This is a genomic window from Pseudoalteromonas sp. MMG006, assembly GCF_018101025.1.
Classification (GTDB): domain Bacteria; phylum Pseudomonadota; class Gammaproteobacteria; order Enterobacterales; family Alteromonadaceae; genus Pseudoalteromonas.
Window position 1 is genome coordinate 204,166 of sequence record NZ_JAGJEJ010000002.1, and the last position, 22,914, is coordinate 227,079.

19 protein-coding genes are annotated in these 22,914 nt (G+C 38.9%); 13 read left to right on the forward strand and 6 right to left on the reverse strand.

The window, feature by feature from the left end; translation table 11 throughout:
• Nucleotides 1–19 precede the first annotated feature (19 nt).
• Together J8L73_RS03380 and J8L73_RS03385 are read right to left on the reverse strand one after the other, a co-directional pair.
• Entirely contained in the window at nucleotides 20–2,281 is a 2,262-nt protein-coding gene (locus J8L73_RS03380) for an EAL domain-containing protein (RefSeq protein WP_211014822.1), read from the reverse strand.
• Between the two features lie 54 nt (nucleotides 2,282–2,335).
• The gene (locus J8L73_RS03385) at nucleotides 2,336–5,059 is read right to left on the reverse strand and encodes an insulinase family protein (RefSeq protein WP_211014824.1); all 2,724 of its coding nucleotides are present in this window, start codon (nucleotides 5,057–5,059) and stop codon (nucleotides 2,336–2,338) included.
• A gap of 192 nt (nucleotides 5,060–5,251) precedes the next feature.
• On the opposite strand from J8L73_RS03385, the gene sixA reads away from it, so the two are divergent.
• Genes sixA through J8L73_RS03400 form a run of 3 tightly spaced genes read left to right on the forward strand, consistent with a single transcriptional unit; the run spans nucleotide 5,252 to nucleotide 6,842 of the window.
• Nucleotides 5,252–5,722 carry a phosphohistidine phosphatase SixA gene (gene sixA, locus J8L73_RS03390; protein WP_211000002.1) on the forward strand — a complete coding sequence of 157 codons (471 nt, stop codon included), beginning with the start codon at nucleotides 5,252–5,254 and terminating at the stop codon, nucleotides 5,720–5,722.
• Between the two features lie 23 nt (nucleotides 5,723–5,745).
• Nucleotides 5,746–6,099 carry a RidA family protein gene (locus tag J8L73_RS03395; RefSeq protein WP_211014826.1) on the forward strand — a complete coding sequence of 118 codons (354 nt, stop codon included), beginning with the start codon at nucleotides 5,746–5,748 and terminating at the stop codon, nucleotides 6,097–6,099.
• Nucleotides 6,100–6,104: 5 nt separating this feature from the next.
• Entirely contained in the window at nucleotides 6,105–6,842 is a 738-nt protein-coding gene (locus J8L73_RS03400) for an SDR family oxidoreductase (RefSeq protein WP_211014828.1), read from the forward strand.
• Nucleotides 6,843–6,844: 2 nt separating this feature from the next.
• Here J8L73_RS03400 and J8L73_RS03405 read toward each other — a convergent pair whose 3' ends face one another.
• Together J8L73_RS03405 and smrB are read right to left on the reverse strand one after the other, a co-directional pair.
• Nucleotides 6,845–7,786 carry an AEC family transporter gene (locus J8L73_RS03405; protein ID WP_211014830.1) on the reverse strand — a complete coding sequence of 314 codons (942 nt, stop codon included), beginning with the start codon at nucleotides 7,784–7,786 and terminating at the stop codon, nucleotides 6,845–6,847.
• Between the two features lie 15 nt (nucleotides 7,787–7,801).
• Nucleotides 7,802–8,359, reverse strand: a complete 558-nt coding sequence (smrB, locus tag J8L73_RS03410) for an endonuclease SmrB (protein ID WP_058547383.1) — start codon at nucleotides 8,357–8,359, stop codon at nucleotides 7,802–7,804.
• Nucleotides 8,360–8,508: 149 nt separating this feature from the next.
• Between smrB and prmB the strand changes: the two genes are divergently transcribed.
• From prmB to J8L73_RS03445, 7 genes are all read left to right on the forward strand, one after another.
• Nucleotides 8,509–9,444, forward strand: coding sequence for a 50S ribosomal protein L3 N(5)-glutamine methyltransferase (gene prmB / locus J8L73_RS03415; RefSeq protein WP_211014832.1), 936 nt, complete (start codon nucleotides 8,509–8,511; stop codon nucleotides 9,442–9,444).
• A gap of 61 nt (nucleotides 9,445–9,505) precedes the next feature.
• On the forward strand, nucleotides 9,506–10,603 hold the full coding sequence (gene aroC, locus J8L73_RS03420) for a chorismate synthase (RefSeq protein WP_211014834.1): 1,098 nt from the start codon (nucleotides 9,506–9,508) through the stop codon (nucleotides 10,601–10,603).
• Nucleotides 10,604–10,724: 121 nt separating this feature from the next.
• Nucleotides 10,725–11,108: a DUF4112 domain-containing protein gene (locus J8L73_RS03425; protein WP_211014836.1), complete on the forward strand. Its 384-nt coding sequence runs from the start codon at nucleotides 10,725–10,727 to the stop codon at nucleotides 11,106–11,108.
• A 308-nt stretch (nucleotides 11,109–11,416) separates the two neighbouring features.
• Nucleotides 11,417–11,971 carry an elongation factor P hydroxylase gene (locus J8L73_RS03430; RefSeq protein ID WP_211014838.1) on the forward strand — a complete coding sequence of 185 codons (555 nt, stop codon included), beginning with the start codon at nucleotides 11,417–11,419 and terminating at the stop codon, nucleotides 11,969–11,971.
• Nucleotides 11,961–13,091 (forward strand): ATP-NAD kinase family protein, encoded by a 1,131-nt coding sequence (locus tag J8L73_RS03435; protein WP_211014840.1) that lies wholly within the window; start codon nucleotides 11,961–11,963, stop codon nucleotides 13,089–13,091. The genes J8L73_RS03430 and J8L73_RS03435 overlap by 11 nt, the downstream gene beginning before the upstream one ends.
• A gap of 4 nt (nucleotides 13,092–13,095) precedes the next feature.
• Nucleotides 13,096–13,371, forward strand: coding sequence for a YfcL family protein (locus tag J8L73_RS03440; protein WP_211014841.1), 276 nt, complete (start codon nucleotides 13,096–13,098; stop codon nucleotides 13,369–13,371).
• Between the two features lie 135 nt (nucleotides 13,372–13,506).
• On the forward strand, nucleotides 13,507–15,063 hold the full coding sequence (locus tag J8L73_RS03445) for an AbgT family transporter (protein WP_211014844.1): 1,557 nt from the start codon (nucleotides 13,507–13,509) through the stop codon (nucleotides 15,061–15,063).
• Nucleotides 15,064–15,865: 802 nt separating this feature from the next.
• Here the strand turns inward: J8L73_RS03445 and J8L73_RS03450 are convergent.
• Nucleotides 15,866–17,698 (reverse strand): DEAD/DEAH box helicase, encoded by a 1,833-nt coding sequence (locus J8L73_RS03450; protein WP_210999991.1) that lies wholly within the window; start codon nucleotides 17,696–17,698, stop codon nucleotides 15,866–15,868.
• Nucleotides 17,699–17,859: 161 nt separating this feature from the next.
• Complete coding sequence (locus J8L73_RS03455) at nucleotides 17,860–18,123, reverse strand: GrxA family glutaredoxin (RefSeq protein ID WP_004587283.1); 264 nt, start codon at nucleotides 18,121–18,123, stop codon at nucleotides 17,860–17,862.
• A gap of 255 nt (nucleotides 18,124–18,378) precedes the next feature.
• Between J8L73_RS03455 and J8L73_RS03460 the strand changes: the two genes are divergently transcribed.
• From J8L73_RS03460 to J8L73_RS03470, 3 genes are read left to right on the forward strand one after another with little or no spacing between them, the layout of a single operon-like run.
• Entirely contained in the window at nucleotides 18,379–19,416 is a 1,038-nt protein-coding gene (locus tag J8L73_RS03460; protein ID WP_211014845.1) for a response regulator, read from the forward strand.
• Between the two features lie 21 nt (nucleotides 19,417–19,437).
• A complete protein-coding gene (locus J8L73_RS03465) occupies nucleotides 19,438–20,031 on the forward strand; it encodes an isochorismatase family cysteine hydrolase (protein WP_210999989.1) in 594 nt (197 codons plus the stop codon).
• Between the two features lie 10 nt (nucleotides 20,032–20,041).
• Nucleotides 20,042–22,852, forward strand: coding sequence for a PAS domain S-box protein (locus J8L73_RS03470; protein ID WP_211014848.1), 2,811 nt, complete (start codon nucleotides 20,042–20,044; stop codon nucleotides 22,850–22,852).
• Nucleotides 22,853–22,914: the final 62 nt, after the last annotated feature.

Genomic DNA, 22,914 nt, shown 5'->3' on the forward strand with positions numbered 1-22,914 from the left:
GTGCGTGTGTTTGGCGCCCTTAATTAACAATTGAAATTGCTTTTTGTTTGGGCTTTGAAATTAAACTAGGCGCTGCTTTGGTTTGTTGTTGTTTTAAAAACTCAGTAAATTCGTCTTTTGATAATGGTTTAGAGTAGTAATAACCTTGAACTGTTTCACAATGTAGTTTTTTAAGTACTTCTATTTGAGCTGCTTGCTCAACACCCTCGGCAACAACATGTAAATCTAAGTTATGCGCAATGGTGACTATAGAGTCAACCATATTGCGGCCACGCTCGGTTTTCATATCATCAATAAATGCTTTGTCTACTTTTAAAGTATTAAGCGGAAACTGCTTTAAATATGCTAAAGATGAGTATCCTGTGCCAAAGTCATCCATCGCTAAGTGAATACCACGAGCGCTTAATGAGCGCATAATAGCAATAGCATCTTTAGGGTCGTCCATTACTGTACCTTCGGTTATTTCAAGCTCTAAAAAATATGAAGGCAATTCATTTTTTTGTAAAATGACATCAATACGTGAGGTTAAATCAGGTAAGCTAAATTGCTTTGCGGATAAGTTAACAGCGACTCGGCCGCTAAATAAGCCATCATCTAGCCACTTTTTTACATCTCTACATGCTTTATTTAAAACGACTTCACCAATTTCAATTATTTGTCCGGTTTCTTCGGCTATAGGTATAAATACACCTGGGCTGATAATACCTTTTTTAGGCGTGATAAAGCGCACCAACGCTTCCATGCCAGTTAGTTTTCCGGTACGGATATTCATTTTTGGTTGGTAATACACTTCAAAATGGTCTTCTTTCAAACCAAAGCGCATTAAGTTTTCTATTTGTAGGCGCTTAACTGCTTGGCGGTTCATGGTGTCGTTGAAAAATAAGTAGCTATTGCCCTTCTTTTTCGCGTGATACATCGCAGTATCGGCATTTTTTAATAAAAGCTCTGGTGTATTGCCATCCTCGGGAAACAAAACGATGCCTACGCTTGAGGTAATTGCTAGTTCGTGACCAGCCATTTTAAATGGGGTAGCAATGGCAGCTAAAAACTGTTTTGCCATACGCGTGATTACATGTATATCGTTTGTATCTGACATAACGAGTGCAAACTCATCTCCCCCTAAGCGATAAAACACATCGTTTTCACGTGTGAGCTTGTTTAATCGCATTGCTAATTTAGCTAACAAACTGTCACCAAGTTGGTGGCCTAACGAGTCGTTTATTTTTTTAAAGTTATCTAAATCAAACACTAAAAGGGCATGATGAGAATTCAGTTTTACAAGCTTTTGCAAGTCAGTAAAAAATAAATTTCGGTTTGGAAGGCTTGTAGTACGATCTCGGTTAGATAAGTTATGTAGCTGTGACTCTGCTTTTTTGCGTTCAGTTAAATCTGAATAAACAACAACATAGTTAGTTATTTGGTTTTGATTATTTTTAATTTCATCTATAGAAATTTCAACAGGCAATAAAATTCGCTCGCTGTTACGTAGTTTTACTTCTTGTTGAATATGCTCATGCTCTTTAACAATTTCAATCACTTTATCTGTATAGCTTTGCTCATATCCAGATAGGTTAAAATCTTTGCCTAAATACTGTTCGCGCACGCCACCAAATAAAGTCAAAAAGCTGGGATTTATATCGACTAATTTAAAGTTTTTGTCATAAATGGCAAGCGCATCCGTCAATGACTCTACACATTTAGCAAAGAGGTTGAGACGTTCCTCTGTGGATTTTAACTGAGAAATATCGCGTACCGTGCCAGTCATCCTTAAAGGGGACAAATTGGCATCTTTTTCAATTATTTTCCCGCGATCAAGAACCCAATGCCAGCGACCAAATGTATCTTTTATACGATAAGTGGCTTCAAAAAAAGCTGATTGTTCAGCAAAGTGCACTTTTAATAAATGTTCAACCTGATTAGTGTCATGGGGGTGTATAAGGCCTTTATTTGGTGGAAAGCCCATTAACGTTGTTGAGTCCATTAAGTATTTATCGTTTATACGTATCACTTCGCCTGTTTTAATGTTCCAGTCCCACAGCGTGTCACCGCTGCCTTCTACGGTGCTTTTAAGGCGCTTTTCAGACAGTCGAAGTTGGCGGCGTGAACGTCTAAGCTTATAAATAATAAATAACAGGTACGGCAAAGCAAGCGCAATAATGGCGCTTGCTAATACAAGAGTATCGTTTGGGTTGTAATGAAGTGAAGACTCAAAGGCAAAAAGCTTAAATGAGCTAGCAAGTACTACAAGCATGCTTAATTTTATTATTGTTGTTTTTATCATTTATTAATTACTTCTAATTTACAAATGATAATTTAAAACAAGCTCGACCGAGAGTCAAAGAGATTGCGAGTAAAGGGGCATATTTTGAGATTTATTCACTTTTGCTGAGCTTAATAGCTCATACCTTGGCCTATCTTCATTAAATAATGTAAGCGCATATGATTTTAAATCTTTTAGAGTTAATGCGTTTAGTGCCTCTAATAGACGTTGCTGCATATGAAACTCATGATCTCGGTTACAAATAGCTAGCCATAGACGCTGCGATCTCAAGCGCAGGTTTTTATCTTTTTCGGCAATATGCGTACTTAATCCGTGCTTTTGTTGTTGCCAGTCTTGCTCATCAAGCGCATCAATATTTTCAAGGTAATTGTTAATGAAGTTATTATGTCGATGTAATAATGTTTTAGCATCAAATTTAGGCGACTGTACGTAAAACGCTATACCAGCTCGAGTGTTAAAAGGGGCGTAGCCTGCCCCCACTAAATAGCCAAGCTGTTGTGTTGTTCGTAGTTCATTAAAGTAATCTTGATTAATTAAGTGATTGAGTGCCATCATCTTTACTTTTTCGGCTACGCTGTCTGTTTGCGCTTGGTAGTAAATAACCATTGCGTGGTCGCTACATGGGAGTTCTAATTCGTACCGTGTCACTTTTTTTATTTCAAATAGTGGGCGGCGCAAATCTTCTATAATAGTGGCATGTTTTAAGTGATCAGCGACCTTTTTTTGAAATTCAATAGCATCGCTTTGCTGCCAGTTACCGTGCAAAAAAGACTCTACGTGCAGGGCTTTGAAAAAGTCTGTTCTAAATTCATTAAACTGCTGAAAACATGTGTTTTTTAAAGCCGATGCAAGTTCACTTGGCCTTGGGTTCCAAGGCATAATTTTAGCGCCTATAATACTAAATAGCTCACTCACTGGTTTATTTTGATTGCTATTGCGCCAATGTCTTACTAGCTGCTTTTTATATTCAGCAAATCTTTTAGCACAAATCTCTACATTAAATAGAGCGTCTATTAATTGATCAACAAGCTCTAGTTGGCTTGATGAAAGTCCTGCTGTATGTAGCGTCAAGCCGCCTTGATGGGATGTTAAATGGTAACTAAGTCCAGCTAATTCTGCCTGATAAAATTGCTCGCCAACACTATCCATAAATAAATCCGTGAATAGCCGAGTAAGCGCCATGTGTTTTACGTCTTTCACCGCGAAATCTGAATCCATAGCTAAATAAAAGTGCCCCTTAGCTACACGAAAGGTGTTGTCTTGTTTGAACCAAAACTCAAAGCCGGGCTCTTTAACAAGTAATTCAGGCTTTTCTTGTGGCTTATCGACATCGTAAAGCACCACTTCTTTGGTTAAATAAGGGTTGGCTGTAGGCAACAGCATTTCACTCAGGGGCGTATTAATATCGCTTAATGCATCAAGCCAACTTTGCGATACTTGCTCAACTTTGTATGGGGTATTGTACCAAGCCGTTTTGTGCTCCGGCTCTACATCTGGATGAATCAGCACAATACGCATGTTGTATGGTGTTAACCATTGCATGGCCATTTCATGGGTACGCTTATTAAAGCCTTCCATTAGGTAATCGCCTTGCACGTAATTAGCTTCGTCGTAATGCTGCATGTTAATGCTTAAATTACTTACCCAGTCAATTAAACGCGATTTTTCTTGGTTATCGAATGCGATTTGTAAAAGATTTTTTTTGTCTTGGTATAAGCGCGGTAGCTTTTCAGTGTTGTTATTAATTAGGCAAATGTATTCAAATACCATTTCAATAATATCTTCAAAGTACTCAATGCCCTCATCAGTAAGGGCTAAACTAATATTAAAATCTTTAAAGTTGCTACCATTAATACCACCACCAGCTGAAAGTGCATTGATCCAGCCTTGCTCTTTTAAAATTGAATAAAGGGAACCCGCTCCTTCATAGCCAAGTAGGTGAGCAATAAAGCTTACTGTTTTATGGCGATAAAAGTCGTCAATATTTGGCATAGCAAAACTAACAATAAGCTTTTGCATATGTTTGTGAGGTTCAATGTGTAATACCTTACCTAAATCTTGTTTACGATAAAGTGGCTCGCTTATCTCCGGCTTTTCGAGCTTTTTATTACCGCTGATTGCGGCAAAATAGGTTTGCGTCCAACTTTGTAGTGTGTCTAGTGCTTCATTTGCACATATGACTAGTGTCATCCACTGGGCTTGGTAATGATTATTAAAAAAGTCACGCAGCTCATCGCTAATACAACGCTCTCTATCAGCTAAGGTTTGCAGGTTACCGACCGAAAACTTAGCAAATGGATGTGCAGGATTGACTGTTTCTTTATGTGCTTGGTAGATGCGGCGGCCATCATCTTTTATTTTTAGCTTAAACTCGGCCTCAATCGCGTTGCGTTCTTTTTCTGTTTCTGCGGGGTTTAATAAAGGTGCAATAAAAAAGCGGCTAAATTGTTCAAGCGCTTCTTCAAGCTTCTGGTTATTAATATCAAAAAAGTAACAAGTGTGCTCTGTACCAGTCCATGCATTCGTGTTGCCGCCGGCTTGAGAGACAAAATTATTAAAACTACCTGAATCAGGGTATTGGTCTGTGCCTAAAAAAAGCATGTGCTCTAAAAAGTGTGCTAAGCCTTGCCTATCAAGGGGATCGTCAAAGTGTCCGGCATTTACTGCCATAGAGGCAGCCGCTTTTGTTGCATCTTTATCTTGCACTAATAGTACTTTTAGACCATTGTCCAGTGTAATGGCGCGGTATGCTCTGTTATCATTGCGACTGATATTCAAATGATGCTCCTGAAACTAAACGTTTACTTGTTAACAACAGATGATGGCTTCAGGAAAGCGAAATGCAGCTTAAAGAATTACCTGAATCTCATGAAAGAACTATTTAAGAAATAAATAGGTTTATGTTGTTAATATAGCGGACAAATGGGCAAACTGGCTACTGTTTTATATTCTTTAATCGGTTGATTTTTTATGAAAACAATCCTAATTATGCGCCACGGTGAAGCAGCTCCAATGCAGGCTGATGATGCGGCTAGAAATTTAACCCAGATAGGGCATGACGAAGCCGAAAAAATGGGTATTTGGCTCAGTAGAAATTACCACCCAGATGCGCTGTTAGTTAGCCCTTACATTCGTGCACAGCAAACGGCAAATGGCGTAGCTAAAAATAATGCTTTTACATTTAGCGAAACAACATCTGATGTTATTCCACAAGGGAAGCCGCAAGTTGCCGCAGATTATCTCGAAACCCTTATCGCTACACACCCTGAGTGTAATACGTGGCTTGTAGTTTCTCATATGCCAATTGTTAGCTATTTAGTTGACCAGTTGAGCCCAGGTAATATGCCAATTTTTAATACAGGTGCAGTTGCTGTAATTAACTACGATGAGGAAACCCGGCGCAGTAGTTATTTAAGTATTAATGCCCCTGCAAACGTCTAAATAAATAATTGAGTAAAGTAAAAATGACTATTGAACGCCTTCAAACAGGTGCGCGTATGAGCCGCATTGTAAAACATAATGGAACCGTATATTTGTGCGGGCAAGTATGTGCAGATGCGCAAAAAGATATTAAAGAGCAAACACAAACCATGCTCGACAAAGTAGAACTGTTATTAAATGAAGCAGGTAGCTCAAAAGCGCATATGTTAAGTGCGACTATTTATGTAAAAAGCATGGAATATTTTGCCGATATGAACGCTGTCTGGGATGCGTGGGTACCAGAAGGATATGCACCAGCACGAGCATGTGTAGAAGCTAAAATGGCACGCGATGCCTTACTCGTTGAAATATCTGTTGTAGCGGCTTTAAAAGCTTAATCTAAATGACGAAACCGCCTGTAGTACTTATAACCGGAGCAAGCCGTGGGATAGGTGCTGCAACAGCATTATATTTTGCAGAGCAAGGGTATAGTGTTTGTATAAACTATAAAACTGATCAAGCAAGTGCACTATTAATTGCAGAAAAAATAAGGATGTTTGGCGCAAAAGCCGAGATATTTAAAGCTGATGTATCGTATGAGCCTGATGTGTTGGCTTTATTCTTATTTATAGATAAAACCTTTGGACGACTTGATGTACTCATAAACAATGCAGGTATATTAAAAAGTCAGATGACGTTACTGGAAATGGATGCAGAGCGTATAAATCATATCCTGAGTACAAACATTACAAGCGCATTTTTATGTAGTCGAGAAGCGCTTAAAAGAATGAATAGTGGCGCTAGTATAGTAAATGTATCATCGGGAGCTGCTAAAACAGGTGCACCTTATGAGTATATAGATTATGCCGCTTCAAAAGGCGCTATAGATACATTGACAATTGGTTTAGCAAAAGAAGTTGCTACGCGAAATATAAGAGTTAACTGCGTTCGTCCTGGACTGATTTATACAGATATGCACGCAGATGGCGGTGAGCCCAACAGAGTTGACAATTTAAAGCATAAACTACCGCTTGGTAGAGGTGGTAAGGCAGAGGAAGTTGCTAAAGCAATTTACTTTTTAGCTTCTAATGATGCCTCATTTACAACGGGAAGCTTTATTGATGTCTCTGGCGGTTTGTAAAACTACAAGAGTATGGCTAACCAAAAGGTAAAGCTAAACATACATAATATAGTAGATAGCACGACAGTTCCTGCAAGTGTTGCTTGATGCTGCTTTAACTGACTCGCAATAAGGTATGCATTAACCCCTACGGGTGATGCACTAAGTAACACGAGTACATTTCTTATTTGTTCATCTAATTGAAAAATATAGGTTGCGACAATAAATACACCTGCAGGCAAAATAAGTATTTTTAATATGGAAGATATAAGTGCAGGCAGCCAATTTGAGGCAATTGTATAAAATACTAAATTGGCACCTAATACAAATAACGCACATGGAATAGCTGGTTTTGCTAATAAATCGATGCCCTTGGCTAGATCATCAAACAGCGTTATCCCCGATACATTTATAACTAAACCACAGCCAATACTCAGTACAATAGGATTTAGTACCATACTTTTTGCAAAGTTATACCATGAGAAGTCTTTGGCATTTCCTTTTGCGCCAATTAAAAAGGTAAGGGCAAATAATAATGTGCTGTGAAAGGTAATGATCATAAATGCAACCGCTATCATTTCTTTACCAAGCGATGCTATTACAATGGGAATGCCCACCAATACCATATTCGAATAACTACCTGCTAAACCAAATACGCTATGCTGTTGATAGTTTATGACTTCATTATTACGGGATGGCTTATTTAAGTAGAAGCGGTCAATTAAAATGCCGAGCCCAAATATGCATAAAACAGGGATATAAAAGCTTAAAAATGCGCTCGGGCTAATGCTCTGCTGCAAGTTTATTTGCGACATGTTTAATATTAAAAATGCGGGTAAACTGACATAAAAAGTGAACTTACTTAGCCCTGCTATATGTTGCTCGTTAAAAAATTTAAGTCGGCAACAGCTATAACCCAGTGCAACTATAAAAATTAATGGGAATATAATTGAAAAAATATGCACCGGTTAAGTCCTTATTTAGCGTCTAAATTCATCGCTTTGCGGTAAATTAATTAAAATAAGTACAGCGCCTTTACCGCCGTATTCTAATGGTGCTTGGTGCATTGCAATTACATCAGGGTGCTGCACTAAATATTGAGGAATCTTATGCTTTAATATGCCGCCTCCAATACCATGCACTACACAAGCGCAGTAATAATGGCGTTTTTTACATTCGTGTATTAACCCAGCAAGTTCATCTTTGGCTATTTCTTTATTTAATCCATGTAAATCAAGGGTCAAGTCGGGAGCAAAATCACCACGGCGTAACTGTTTAGGTAAAAAGGTATCTTCACCTTCTTTTACGTAATTTACAGTGCCATGGGTATCAATATCGGGAATATACTCATCTGAGAAATAAAATTCAGATTGTGCCTGTTTTTTTTGCTGGGCAAATTGCTTTGCTTGTGACACCTTAGGCTTTGTATCAAAACGATGAGTATCTTGTTTAAATACCTTAGCGCCTGTGATTGTTTGACGAAATAAGTCTATGTCGTCGTTGCTTAGGGAAGATTGTGATGGTGTGTCTTTTTTCATAACTATTACCTAAACAAAAAAACGTAAAAACGCAGCGCAAAAGGCGGTACAATATCAAATGAAGTGCAATTGTAATTTGCCAAGCCAATATAGGCAATGCAATCGTCTTAAAGATTAAAACAGTCAGTAAGCTAAAACAGGTAAAATATATGAGTGATTTACAAATAGAAGAAGCAACACTTGAAGAAGCTGTTGCAGAACTGTCAACTTTACATGACTGGTTACGTTGGACTACAAGCCAATTTGCAAGTAGTGGTATATTTTTTGGACATGGTACCGATAACGCATGGGACGAAGCGGTAAGTTTGTTACTTCCTGCGCTTAGTTTACCTGTAGATGCGCCAAAAGAATTAATGCACGCGCGTTTAACAAGTACAGAAAAAAATCAACTTGCAAGGCTAATAGCCGAGCGTATTAACGATTGTACCCCAGTACCTTATTTAACAAACATAGCATGGTTTGCGGGTATGCCATTTTATGTTGATGAACGTGTATTGATCCCACGCTCGCCTTTTGCAGAATTAATTGCTAACAGATTTGCACCTTGGCTTGAAGAGCCGCAATCGGTAAATAGAATTTTAGACTTATGTACGGGCTCTGCATGTATTGCTATCGCGCTTGCACAAGCATTTGAAGACGCGCAAGTAGACGCTGTCGATATTTCATATGAAGCACTTGAAGTAGCTGATATAAATATTAGCGATTACATGTTAAGTGAACGCGTATTGCCTATTCAATCAGATGTATTTAGCGGTGTACCAGGTCAAAAATATGACCTAATAGTGGCAAACCCACCGTACGTTGATGCCGAAGATATGGCTGATTTACCGCGTGAATTTCATCATGAGCCAGAGCTTGGTTTAGCATCGGGGCACGATGGTCTCGATGTTACTCGCACAATTTTAAGCGAAGCAAGCGAGCATCTAACTGATAACGGTTTGTTATTTGTAGAAGTTGGTAACTCTATGGTACATATGGATGCACTATATCCAGGTGCGCCGTTTGAGTGGGTTGAGTTTGAACAAGGCGGGTTAGGTGTTTTTGTAATTACTAAAGTACAGCTTGACGCGTATTTTGCAAAATAAACTTTAAGGCCGAGCCAAATGTGCTCGGCTACTTGGTAGTCATTAGGAATGAGGAAAGTTAATGGCAGGTAATAGCATAGGGCAGTTATTTAAAGTGTCCACCTTTGGTGAGAGCCACGGCGTTGCATTAGGCGGCGTAGTTGATGGTACTCCCGCAGGCCTTGAGATCACAGAGGCTGACTTACAAATTGATTTAGATCGCAGAAAACCAGGGCAAAGCCGTTATACAACGCAGCGCCGTGAGAGCGATCAAATAAAAATATTAGCAGGCGTTTTTGAAGGTAAAACCACAGGCACTAGTATTGGTTTACTGATTGAAAATACCGATCAACGCTCGCAAGATTACGGCAAAATTAAAGACGTATTTCGCCCAGGTCATGGCGATTACACCTATTGGCATAAATACGGTCTGCGCGATTATCGCGGTGGGGGTCGCTCATCCGCTCGTGAAACCGCAATCCGTGTAGCGGCAGGTGCAATTGCTAAAAAGTATTTAAAGCAGTTTCATGGTATTGAAGTAAAAGCATGCTTAAGCCAGCTTGGTCCTATTAAAGCAGAAAGTTACGACTGGGATGAAGTTGAAAACAACTTATTCTTTTTCCCTGATGCAAGCAAACTAGAAGCACTTGACGAGTACATGCGCGATCTAAAAAAACAAGGTGACTCTGTAGGCGCTAAAGTAAAAGTAGTGGCAAGCAATGTACCTGTAGGGTTAGGCGAGCCAGTATTTGACCGATTAGATGCTGAAATTGCACATTCACTAATGAGCATTAACGCAGTGAAAGGCGTTGAAATTGGTGATGGCTTTGATGTAGTAGAGCAAAAAGGCTCAGAGCATCGCGATGAGTTAACCCCAGAAGGTTTTACATCAAACCATGCGGGTGGTGTTTTAGCGGGCATTTCTACAGGGCAGGATATTATTGCCTCAATTGCGCTTAAGCCTACATCAAGTATCACTATCCCAGGTAAAAGCATTAATACTGAAAACGAAGCAGTAGAGATGATCACCAAAGGGCGTCACGATCCGTGTGTTGGTATTCGTGCAATTCCTATTGCTGAGGCAATGATGGCTATTACATTAATGGACCACTTACTGCGCCAGCGCGGGCAAAACCCGCATGTAAACCACGAACATGGCCCAATTAACGGTTCTGTTTAATTGTTTATGATTATAAAAAAGCGCGGACTACCGCGTTTTTTTATGTCTGTAATTTGCTTTAAAGCCTTTCAGTAGTTGTTCAACTAAGCCCTATATACTGTAAGCATGGAGGGTAATAATCATGAACGATAATATAAATGAACACTCACAACTTAAAACTCAAGCAGCAATAGCGCGATTAGAGCGCTTTAGTAAATTAACCGATAGCAGCATTGGTATTCCATTTACTAAATTTAACATAGGCCTAGAGGCGGTGATTGGCTTAATACCCGTAATAGGAGATGTGGCAGGGTTTATTTTATCAAGCTATGTACTGGTAGAAGCGCAGCGTTTAGGCGTGAGTAAACGTATAAAGAGTAAAATGATTATCAATATGCTCATTGATTTTGTAGGCGGCTTAGTGCCATTTTTTGGTGATATATTCGATGCATTTTTTAAAGCCAATACCCGTAACACGCGGCTTTTAAAAAAGCACTTGAATAGCCAACTTGTTAGCCAATACTAAAATTTATTCTTTAGTTCTTTAAATTTTAGTATTGTATATGCAATGTGTATTTGGTTACTGCATTAAAACTTATCAAATTACGTTTTCACTATAGGCACAGCAATATTATCATTTTGTGTTGCGCTGACGTGTATTGCTAGCATGGTTTACTCAGGCATAAACCGAAGGCTGCATATTAGTTTGCTTGATTCAAAGAAAGATATTTAACAGTCCCACCACTTTTACTTTAAAGGTAAAAGCCCGTACAATTCGTTTCGTTTTTAGTGCGCTATTTTAGCGCTATAACCGAGACGAATTAATCAAATTTTATGCACCAAATAGCTGATCTAATTTCAATTTTTGATACTGCTTTTTACCAAAGCCATAACACTCGCTTAGTTAAAGGCGATGATGAGCCTATTTATTTACCTGCCAATAATACAATTACATTTAATCAGGTGGTGTTTGCCCATGGCTTTTACGCGAGTGCTTTGCATGAAATAGCCCATTGGCTTATTGCAGGGGCTGAGCGTAGAAAGCGTGAAGATTATGGTTATTGGTATTGCCCAGATGGGCGAGACAAACAAAAGCAAGCTGAGTTTGAAAACGTAGAAGTAAAACCACAAGCCATTGAGTGGTTACTCAGTAAGGCCGCAGGGTTTGAATTTAATGTATCGGTAGATAATTTAAATGGTGAGCAAACTTGCCGATTTGATTTTCAGGCTAGGGTCCATCAGCAGGTTTTAATATTTATAGAGCAAGGTGTTAACGCACGCACTCATACACTGTTAAAAGCGCTAAGTAATTTTTATAACACGCCTTGGCCATTAACTGCTCAGCAATTTAATTGGCATCACCCTCAGGAGTTGAAAAATGCAGTTTAAGTTAGGCTTAATTATTAACCCTGTAGCAGGCCTTGGCGGCAGTGTTGCCTTAAAAGGTAGTGACGGTGAAAATACAGCTGCAAAGGCTATTGAGTTAGGCGCGCAAGCTAAGGCCAACAGCCGTACTCAAGCTGCGCTTGAGGTGCTATTACCTTATAAAAGTCTGCTTACAATTTACACCGTAAATGGCGATATGGGCGAGCACGCAGCAAAAGCGCTGGGTTTCAATGTTGAAGTTGTTTATAACGCAAATACAATAACAACGCCTAATGACACTGAAACAGCAGCCAAAGTACTCAAAAGCTTAGGCGTAGACCTATTACTCTTTGCTGGTGGCGATGGTACTGCACGCAATATTTGCCACGCGATAGAAGATACTGTCCCCGTGCTTGGCATACCCGCAGGCTGTAAAATTCACTCTGGAGTATATGCTATTACACCTAAAGCTGCTGGTCGCGTAGTAGAAATGCTAGTAGAAGGCGAGCTTGTTACGCTTGCAGATGCTGACGTAATGGATATTGACGAAGAGGCGTTTAGGCAAGGCACCGTAAAAGCTAAACGCTATGGTGAAATGCAAATACCAAGCGAGGTACGTTATGTACAAGCAGTTAAAAATGGTGGTAAAGAAACAGACGAATTAGTGCTTGCCGATATTGCAGCGCATGTGGTTAGCGAAATGGATGAAGACGCTTATTACATTATGGGTAGTGGCTCAACTGTTGAAGCAATAATGCAAGAAATGGGGCTGGATAATACTTTATTGGGCGTAGATTTAATTAAAGATCAAACCCTTATAGCGCAAGATTTAACGGCTGACCAACTACTTGATTACACCCGCAGTCACGCTACTCAACTTGTTATTACGCTTATTGGTGGGCAAGGGCATATTTTTGGCCGAGGCAATCAGCAATTAAGCCCTGAGCTTATTCGCAGCATAGGTAAAGACAATATTATCGTAGTGGCTACTAAAACCAAATTACAAGCGCTGAATGGCCGTCCACTTATTTGTGATACAGGCGACAGCACTTTAGACGACGAATTAACAGGTTACATTAAAGTAACCACCGGCTATAACGACCATATTATGTATGCTGTCGGTTATGATAACCAGGAGAAGTAACACAATGAGTTTAGTGAATTATATTGATGCTGCGCAGCAATACTTTGATGATTTAGTAACAAAAGCAACCGATGATGAGCTGTTTGCTGGCGGTTATTTACGAGGTCATTTTGACCTTGCCGTAGGTTATGCAGAAGTAGAAGAGCTTACAATTTCTATTGATGAGCTCAATGAAACCGTAGAGCACAGCTTAGTTAAAGCTTACCGTAATGGTGAACTCAATGAAGAAGATAAAACACTAGTTGTGCGCCTGTGGGAAGAAGTAAAAGCACTTGCTTAACTAAAATCCATCTAATATCCATTAGAGCGGCTTAATATATTAAGCCGCTTTTTGTGCCCAAAATAGATTTATTGGTTAATTTACTGTTGCATCTTAATGGTATATTGTTACGGAAATCTATTTTGGGAGCTATTAATGAATAACAATAATCAAGCTGCAGTACCTTCGGGGCTCATTGCTCGCTTTTTAAATTTTGTGGAGCGAGTAGGTAACAAGCTCCCCGATCCCGCTATTATCTTTTTATTTGCAATGTTACTTATTTGGTTATGCTCGTGGTGGTTATCAGGTGTAAGTTTTGAAGCTCTTGATCCACGTACAGGCCAAGCCATCGTTGTAAATAACTTATTAGAGGGCGACTCACTCGCTTCGTTTTTATCCTCTATGGTAAAAACATTTACAGGCTTTGCTCCATTAGGCGTGGTACTGGTTGCTATGTTAGGTGTTGGTGTAGCTGAGCACTCGGGTTATATCAATACAGGCCTTAAGCTCATGCTAAAGGTAACGCCTAAACAGTTACTAACACCGTCAGTAATTTTAGTTGCTATTGTAAGCCATACAGCAACCGATGCAGGCTATGTTTTAGTGATCCCTTTAGCGGGAGTTATATTTTTTGCCGCTGGACGACACCCATTAGCAGGTATTGCTGCCGCATTTGCCGGCGTAAGCGGCGGGTTTGGTGCTAACTTTATTCCATCAGGGATAGACCCATTACTGCAAAGCTTTACGCAAAGCGCGGCGCAAATTATTAACCCCGATATGTCGATTAACCCCCTTAATAATTGGGCATTTACCTCTGCGTCGAGCTTATTTATTGTGTTATTAGGCTGGTATATTACTGACAAAATAATTGAGCCACGTTTAAAAAATACACCGCTTAATGAAGATACTCAAAACTTACCCGCGTTTGATGAAGCTAAAAGTGATGAAAAGCGCGCCTTTTTTATAGCCAGTAGCGTAATGATCGCAGGGCTTGTATTACTTGCATTTGTGTCTGCCCCAGCCGATTCAGCAATGCGCAGCGCCGATGGCTCACTAACTAATTTTAGATCGCCCCTTATGCAATCTATTGTGCCGTTAATCTTTTTATTATTTTGGATACCTGGTGCCGTGTATGGTTTTACCGTCGGTACCTTTAAAACGTCTAAAGATATGATAGACGCCATGAGCACCGCGATGAGTGGTATGGCTTATTACATTGTTATGGCGTTCTTTTGTGCGCTGTTTATTGCTGCGTTTTCTAAGTCTAACTTAGGGGCGTTAATGGCCATTGAAGGGGCACAGCTTTTAAAAGCAATGGAGCTGCCTAGCGCTGTAACTGTTGTGGGTATTATATTTCTAACCGGCTTTGTAAATTTATTTGTTGGCTCAAGCTCAGCAAAATGGGCGTTACTCGGGCCTATTTTTGTACCAATGTTAATGCAACTAGGTATATCACCCGATTTAACCCAAGCTGCTTACAGAATAGGAGATTCTAGCTCAAACATTATCACCCCACTCATGCCGTACTTCCCATTGGTTGTGGTGTACTGCCAAAAGTATGTAAAAGCCACCGGTATAGGCACGCTTATCGCGCTTATGATCCCCTACTCAATCGCGTTTATGATTGGTTGGAGTATTTTCTTGCTAGGGTATTGGGCACTCGGTATTCCGTTAGGGTTAGATGCGAGTTACGTTTATCCGGCGTTACTTTAACTTAAACCTTAATTTATGAACCTCACTCACTTGAGTGAGGTTTTTATATAAAAATACTACAATGTAAAAGGAAGTTTTAATTACCTTTCTAAATCTCTCACTATATAGCCAAACAAACTGGCCTCACCAACGATATACACATAATCGTTTTTGTTGTTCATTATTGTAGACTTATCGTCGTACCATCTAAAATCGTGAATTTCATTCGTTTTAGGATCTTTAAAGTATAAACGAGTACAACTATCTTCATACTCAGTGCCACACTCTTGTACATCTGTGAGGATATATTCCTTATACCAATAGTCGCCTTGCGTGTAGTAAGCCCATAATTTAATAGGAACAGAGAATAAAAAATAGAGGCTTGCATAGATTAACAAAGGGAATAATGGGTACGCGAAGATTAGAGATAACTTTGTTTTTGTATCTGAAACACTATATTTAATATGCTCTCTGTATTTACTGCAGCGTCTATATTTATTGAATATAAGTATATTTAAGTAGATAAATACTGCACCAGACATAACAGGAAAGACTATAAAGCAAACAACGTCGTATAGTCCATTTGAGATGAATGGTGGGTCTGTAAAGTCCATTAAAATAGGTATAGTGATGCATAATAAAATGGGGAGTACTATTGCTACAAATAGCAAATTGTCGTAAATCTTTTTCAATTTTAATTCGTCCGTGAATTATAGCATTTGCTTAGTTTATAGAATTTTTGTTTTTACTGAAGCAGTGGCTTTAAAACAAAAAAACCTTGGCACTTTCATGACAAGGTTTTTTACAACATAAGCTATAAAGCTTAGTTAGATGTGAAGCTCACTGGGCGACGTTCTTTACGAGGACCGCCACGCTTATCACCGCGTTGGTTGTCTTTGTTAAAACTACGCTTTTTATCACCACTTGGGCGTTCAGAACGCTCGCCACGTGGCTCAGCAGGGCCTTGATCTTGTGTAATTGTCATACCCATAGGGCGTTTACAAATAAACACTTTTTGGAAGTGATCAAGTACATCTTTAGGCATGTTTTGCGGTAACTGTACCGTACTGTGACTGTCGTGAAGACGGATGTCACCAATAAACTTGCTCGAGATGTCAGCTTCGTTAGCAATAGCGCCAACAATGTTTTTAACCTGTACGCCATGCTCGCGACCCACTTCGATACGGTAAGTATCCATAGGCCCAGCATCACGACTGTTGCGTTCACGAGGTTTGCGTTCTGCACGCTCACCACCACGTTCGCCACCGCGCTCGTTACGACGTCCGCGATCTCCACGGTCATTGCGTGAGTTGCGGTCATTACGTTCGCGAGGTTGAATTTTAACTTCTTCAACTTTAATTGGTGATTGTTGCTGTGCTAAACACAATAACGCACCCGCTAAGTCTTCAGGAGCAAGCTCAAGTTTTTGAGCCATATTTGCAGCTACTTCGTTGAAGAACGTAATATCTTTGTTTTCAAGTGCAAGCGTAAGCTTTTCTTGTAATGCATTGATACGTTTTTCTTCAACTACTTTAGCTGTAGGTAATTCAACCTGAGCAATTTCAGATTTAGTATGACGAATGATATTTTTAAGTAAATAACGTTCGTTATGCTTAACGAATAAAATTGCTTTACCAGTACGACCTGCACGACCTGTACGGCCAATACGGTGGACGTAGGCTTCAGAATCTTGTGGGATATCGTAGTTGATAACTAAGCTTAAGCGGTCTACATCAAGACCACGTGCTGCTACGTCTGTTGCAATAACAACGTTTAGCATGCCATTTTTTAAGCGATCTACAGTGCGCTCACGCGCTTGCTGGTTCATGTCACCGTTAAGTGGAGCAGCAGAGAAACCTTCGCGCTCTAATAATTCAGCAAGTTGAACTGTATCGTTACGAGTACGTACGAAAACAATAGCACCTTCATATTGCTCAGCTTCTAAGAAACGAACAATCGCTTTGTTTTTGTGTACGTGTGCATTCCAAAACACTTGCTCAACAGATGATACTGTAGAGTTACGCGCAGAAATATGAACCTGTTCAGGGTTATTCATATATTTGCTGCTGATGTTTTGAATTTGCTTAGGCATGGTTGCAGAGAAAAGACATGTTTGCTTTTCACGCGGCGTTTTTTCCATGATGTTTTCGACATCATCGATAAAGCCCATACGTAACATTTCATCGGCTTCATCAAGTACAAGTGCTTGTAAAGCATCAAACTTGATAGTGCCACGGTTAATGTGATCAATTAAGCGACCAGGTGTCGCAACAATAATTTGTGCGCCACGACGAAGTGCGCTTAATTGAATGCTGTAGCTTTGGCCACCATAAAGTGCCAATACTTCTACACCACGAGTGTGTTTTGCATATTGTTCAAATGCCTCAGCAACTTGGATCGCAAGCTCACGTGTTGGAGTGAGTACAAGGATCTGTGGCTGTTTCACAGACGGGTCAATATTGTTTAGTAATGGCAGTGCAAATGCTGCTGTTTTACCTGTACCCGTTTGTGCTAGTCCCAGTACGTCCTTTCTTTCTAGCAATAACGGTATACATTGAGCTTGGATTTCAGATGGTGTCTTGTAACCCAACTCTTCAACTGCCTTCAAAATTGCAGGAGAAAGATTTAGAGATTCAAACGTGACTGGTTCTGACATTAATACGCCTCAACGAATTTAAAGAGGCGCGCATTATATAGGATTCACGAGGCAAATGCTTGTATAAATTACAACTAATTTGTATGTGATTGATGTTGGTCGAAATTTAACCAGTTTAATTATTTGATTTATTAAACTGGTTAACAGGTTGGCTACAAACCTTATTTATAAAGACCTAGGTTTTCTTTAGCGTATGCTTCAAATTCTGTAAATCCACCGATGTGAGTTTGGTCTACAAAAATCTGTGGGACAGTTGGGCAAGGTTTGCCTGCTGATTTTTCAAGGTCAGCTTTGCTGATACCTTCTTTGATGATATCGATATAGCGAAATTTAAAATCGTCGCGTTCATTTGATAGTTGCTCGGCAACGTCTTTAGCACGTACACAAAATGGACAGCCTTCACGGCCAAAAATTACTGTAAGCATAGTTGTCTCCTCAATTTAATTAGTATCATTTTAAGCGATTAAAAAATTATTAAAAGACAAAAAAAGCGATTAGACCATTCTAATAAATTCATTAATTAAGTTATGCCTCGCAATCTGATTTGCAATATGCAAATAAACAGGCGCATTTCACACTCTTGATAATTAAGCTTATGAAAATAAGCGACTTTATAAAGGTACATTTGTGGCACATAACTTGATGAATAATATTCATAGATATTTTAGGTAGAGTACTTTATGAATAATAACAGTCACGTTTTAGAAATTATCCAAGCGGTAATAGGTAAATATTGTGTAACCCAAAAACGCAATTTCTCGGTGACTCTAATTAATAAGCTGCAATGCAATTATGTGTGTTTGCAAGTCTCTCCTGAGCAGATAATAGCGCAATGTGAAGAGTTTTTAACACCTGGTTTAACATCAGCAAAAAATAGCTTTTTGCTTACAGTGGAAGCTAACATTCAAGGTGTAAGCTTTCATTACTGGGTTGATGATGATCAGCAAGTCACGTCATTAGATGTGCATGGCCTTTTAGCAACTAAAGAGTCAGTAAATTTAGCGCTTGATATTAATCAAAATGTAGATGTTTTAACTCTTTGTGAACTTTTATTTAAGAGTTGCTTAAAAATGTCAGCGTACACTCATGACCGATTTGGCTTAAATTTTAAATTATTTAACAGTATGACGAGAGAGTCGATACAGCTAGAGGATTTGAGACATTTACATGGCGATGATTTAATAAATAAGCTAAACAATGACAGTTTAAATAATCATATCAAGCTTTGTTCCATAGATGATATTAACAATTTAAGCCAGGAACATAAGTTCTCTAAAAGAGTCCTTGGCTGGCCTTTTTTTGATACTGACTTAATTGCTATTTTAGCCACGCTACATACACAAACGCGTTTATCAATTTTAGTTGCTGACGATAGCCTGCCAAGCCAGATAGCAACTAAGGTAATGCTAGAAATGCTTGGGTGCTCGGTAACGTGTGCTGAAAATGGTGCGAGTGCATTATCTCTTGCCCAAAAGGAGACATTTGATTTACTACTGCTAGATGAGCGTATGCCTGGTATGTTTGGCAGTGACGTAGCTGAGCAATTAATTAGTCAAAACACACCCAATAACGATACACCTAAAGTAATTTTAACGGGGATTACTGGAGATGATCAAATAGCTGAGTTATTTAAAAAAGGGATAACGCATTACTTACAAAAACCAGTAACAAAAGCGGTACTTGAAAAATTTATTAAACCTTGGCAGCTTGCCTCATAAATGGCTCTATAGGGAGATACTATGCACGATTTATCTAAAAGCGCGCTTGTGTTAATAGGTTTTCAAAACGATTATTTTTCACCTAAGGGTGTTTTGTATGACGTGGTGGAAGAGTCGTCACGAGTCACTGGCGTAGTAGAGAATACGCTTTCTTTACTGAGTCATTGCGCAGAAAAGTTCGCGATAGTTATAAATACTCCAATCCACTTTACACAAGATTACAGTGAGCTTAAGAATCCAATTGGCATACTAAAATCAATTGTTGATGCCGGAGCATTCAAATCAGGGTCTTATGGTGCGCAAACTATCGATCAATTAAAAGAGTACAAACATGTAATTAATGAGATCCCAGGAAAACGAGGACTTAATGCTTTTACTCATACACACCTAGCTCAAACGCTTATAAACAATAACGTAAATGAAATTATATTAGCAGGAACCGTGACTTCTATTTGTATAGATTCTACGGCGCGTTCTGCTGTTGATTTAGGCTTTAACGTTACTATTTTAAGCGACTGCACATCGAGCCGTACTCCATTTGAGCAAACGTTTTACTGTGAAGAAGTTTTTCCTTTGTATGCGCGAGTGAGTAGTAGTCATGCTTTTACAAAATAATGGAGAGGGTATGGATAAAAATGACGAACTCCAAGTACAAATTCAATATGCACTAGTTGAAAAACTGTCTAATAGTAATCGCCGACAAGCAAAGCTATTAGCTATATTAGACGAGTGTATTTTTGAATGTGATAAACACTTAAACCTTACCTATATCAATGAGGCTTGGCAAAACAAGCTCAACTATTCAGTGGATGAATTAATAGGCTCAAATATAACTAAGCTAATGAATAGCGAAGATATTATGCATTTTGTTGCCTATAGTTGTAGCTTACTTGAAGGAAAGTTGCCGCCAAGCACAGAAATACAAATCAAAAATAAAGCAGGATTAACAAATTGGTTTGAACTTAGGTTAGTTTATGATGGAACGAGTGGATTTATTGGTTCCCTATACGATATTCAGCGTCATAAAGACTTTCAGTTGCTACTTACCCAACAACAAAAATATGTAAAGCGATTATCGCTTGTAGCAAGTCACACTAATAACTTAGTAATTATTACTGATAAATTTGGTTCAATAGAGTGGGTTAATAATAGTTTTGAAAGGCTTACAGGTTACACTTGTGATGAAGTAATTGGCATTTCTCCTGGTAAATTATTACAGGGCCCAAAAACCTGTAAAGAGAGCTGTAAAGTAATGTCTCATGCAATTACTAATGGTTTACCTTTTCAGGTTGAAACAGTTAACTATGATAAAAACGGAAATCTCTATTGGGTGGCTATTGATGCTAACCCAGTTCGAGATGATGCTGGCGATATAAAACATTTCATTGCAATTGAAACCAACATCACACAACGTGTCAAAGCAGAGCAGGCTATGGCAGAAACAGAAGATAACTATCATTCTGTTGTTGATAACATTCCTGATATTGTTTTGCGCCTTGATACTGATGGCAAACTATTATTTATCAACAAAGCATGGCAGAAGGTTTTAAATTCTCAGGTAAAGCAAAGCATAGGTTTACCACTAATAAACTTTATCGCTAAAGACGATATAGAAAAAATATCAAGCATTTTGGCAAACTATAAAACGGGTAAACGCGACATCTGCCGCTTTGATGTGCGTTTAATTAATGCTCAGGGCAGTGACAATTGGGCTGAAATAACACTAACTCCTATCTTTAATGATTACGACAATAGCTTGTCTTCCATCGCAGCGACCCTTGTTGATATACAAGAGCGTATTGAGGGTGAAAAAATTTTGCTAGAGGCTAAAAACCAAGCAGAAATGCTCGCCGAATCCAAAAGCCGTTTTATGGCTAATATAAGCCATGAAATTCGAACACCGTTAAATGCTGTAATTGGCTCGGCTGATATTTTGCATAATACAGGCTTAACAAGCGAGCAGATGCGTTATACGCAAATGATTAAAACAAGCTCTGACGCTTTACTTAGTGTTCTTGATGACGTACTCACCTATTCGCGCTTTGAAGCACAGGCAATTTCTTTAGACAACCAACCATTTAGTATTGATACATGTATAGAAGAAGCGATAGATATTGTCACCGAAAGTGCTTTGCAAAAAGGGCTTGAAGTTATTTTTGATTTTTACCCTGATGTGCCAACTCAGGTAGTTGGTGATCACGCACGTATAAGACAAATAGCGATAAATTTATTAGCTAATGCGATTAAATTTACAGAGCAGGGTGTTATTACTGTTACGCTAAGGTGTACGCATATTACGGGTGATGACCTAACTCTTCAGCTATCGGTTAAAGATACAGGGATCGGCATAGCAAAAAGTAAAATAGAAAGTATGTTTATGCCCTTTATACAATCTGACAACTCAATAACCCGACAACATGGTGGAAGCGGGCTAGGGCTTGCTATTTGTAAGCAAATTTGTGATGTTGTTAAAGGTGATATTTCTGTTACTTCCGAGCTTACTAAAGGGAGTGAGTTTGTGGTTAACTACCCACTTAAAATAGATACCACTGATTCAATTTTAAGAGAAGGGTTTGCAGCGAGAAGCAAAAAGCCTAAGGTGTGGATTATAGGCACTAATAAACTACTACAATCAGCTCTTAAACATACCTTAACTCGATTCTCAATCTCTTTCGATTGCTACGCGTTATTTCCTAGTACACCTAAATTTGACGATCCACCTGATGCTATTGTGCTGATAGAACCAAAAATTTTAACTCAAACACGTGAATGCATTGATTCGTATAATTTTCTCCATACCCCATGTTTACTTAACATCGATTTAAAAGGTAAAAGTTTATTACCAAAAAGTGCAAGTGACAGTGTACTAACTATAAATGGGCCATTTAAAGTATCGCACTTACCACGTGCTATGAGTTTACTCGAAGAGCAGCTATTTCATTTAGATATAATATATACAAACCGCGAAGATAAAGAGGTTATTCAATTTAATAACAAGCCTGCAGAACTCAATGGCCTTAATGTACTCGTAGCAGAAGATAACACTAATAATCAGATTGTGATTAGGCAGTTTTTGGAGCAAAAGGGTTGCAAAGTAAGTATTGCAAATGATGGCCAAGAAGCAATTACCATGGTTAAAAGTAAAAAAATAGATCTTATTTTTATGGATATTCAAATGCCTATTCTAGATGGTATTTCCGCAACAAAAGCGATAAGAGATCTTGGTATTTTAACGCCTATTATTGCGCTTACTGCGAATGCTATTCATGGTGATAAAGAGCGATTTATCAATGCCGGAATGAATGACTACTTAGCTAAGCCAATAGTTAGTGGCACTCTTTTCTCTTTACTCGAGAAGTACACACCGCACCATGTATCTGAATCAAAGCATTTAAAACTTGTTCGATTAGCTGAGGTATGGGAAAAGCTAAAATAAGCATACAGAGTCACATCCACAATGTGTGAGCATACTCTCTAAGCCTTAAAAACTAATCCTTT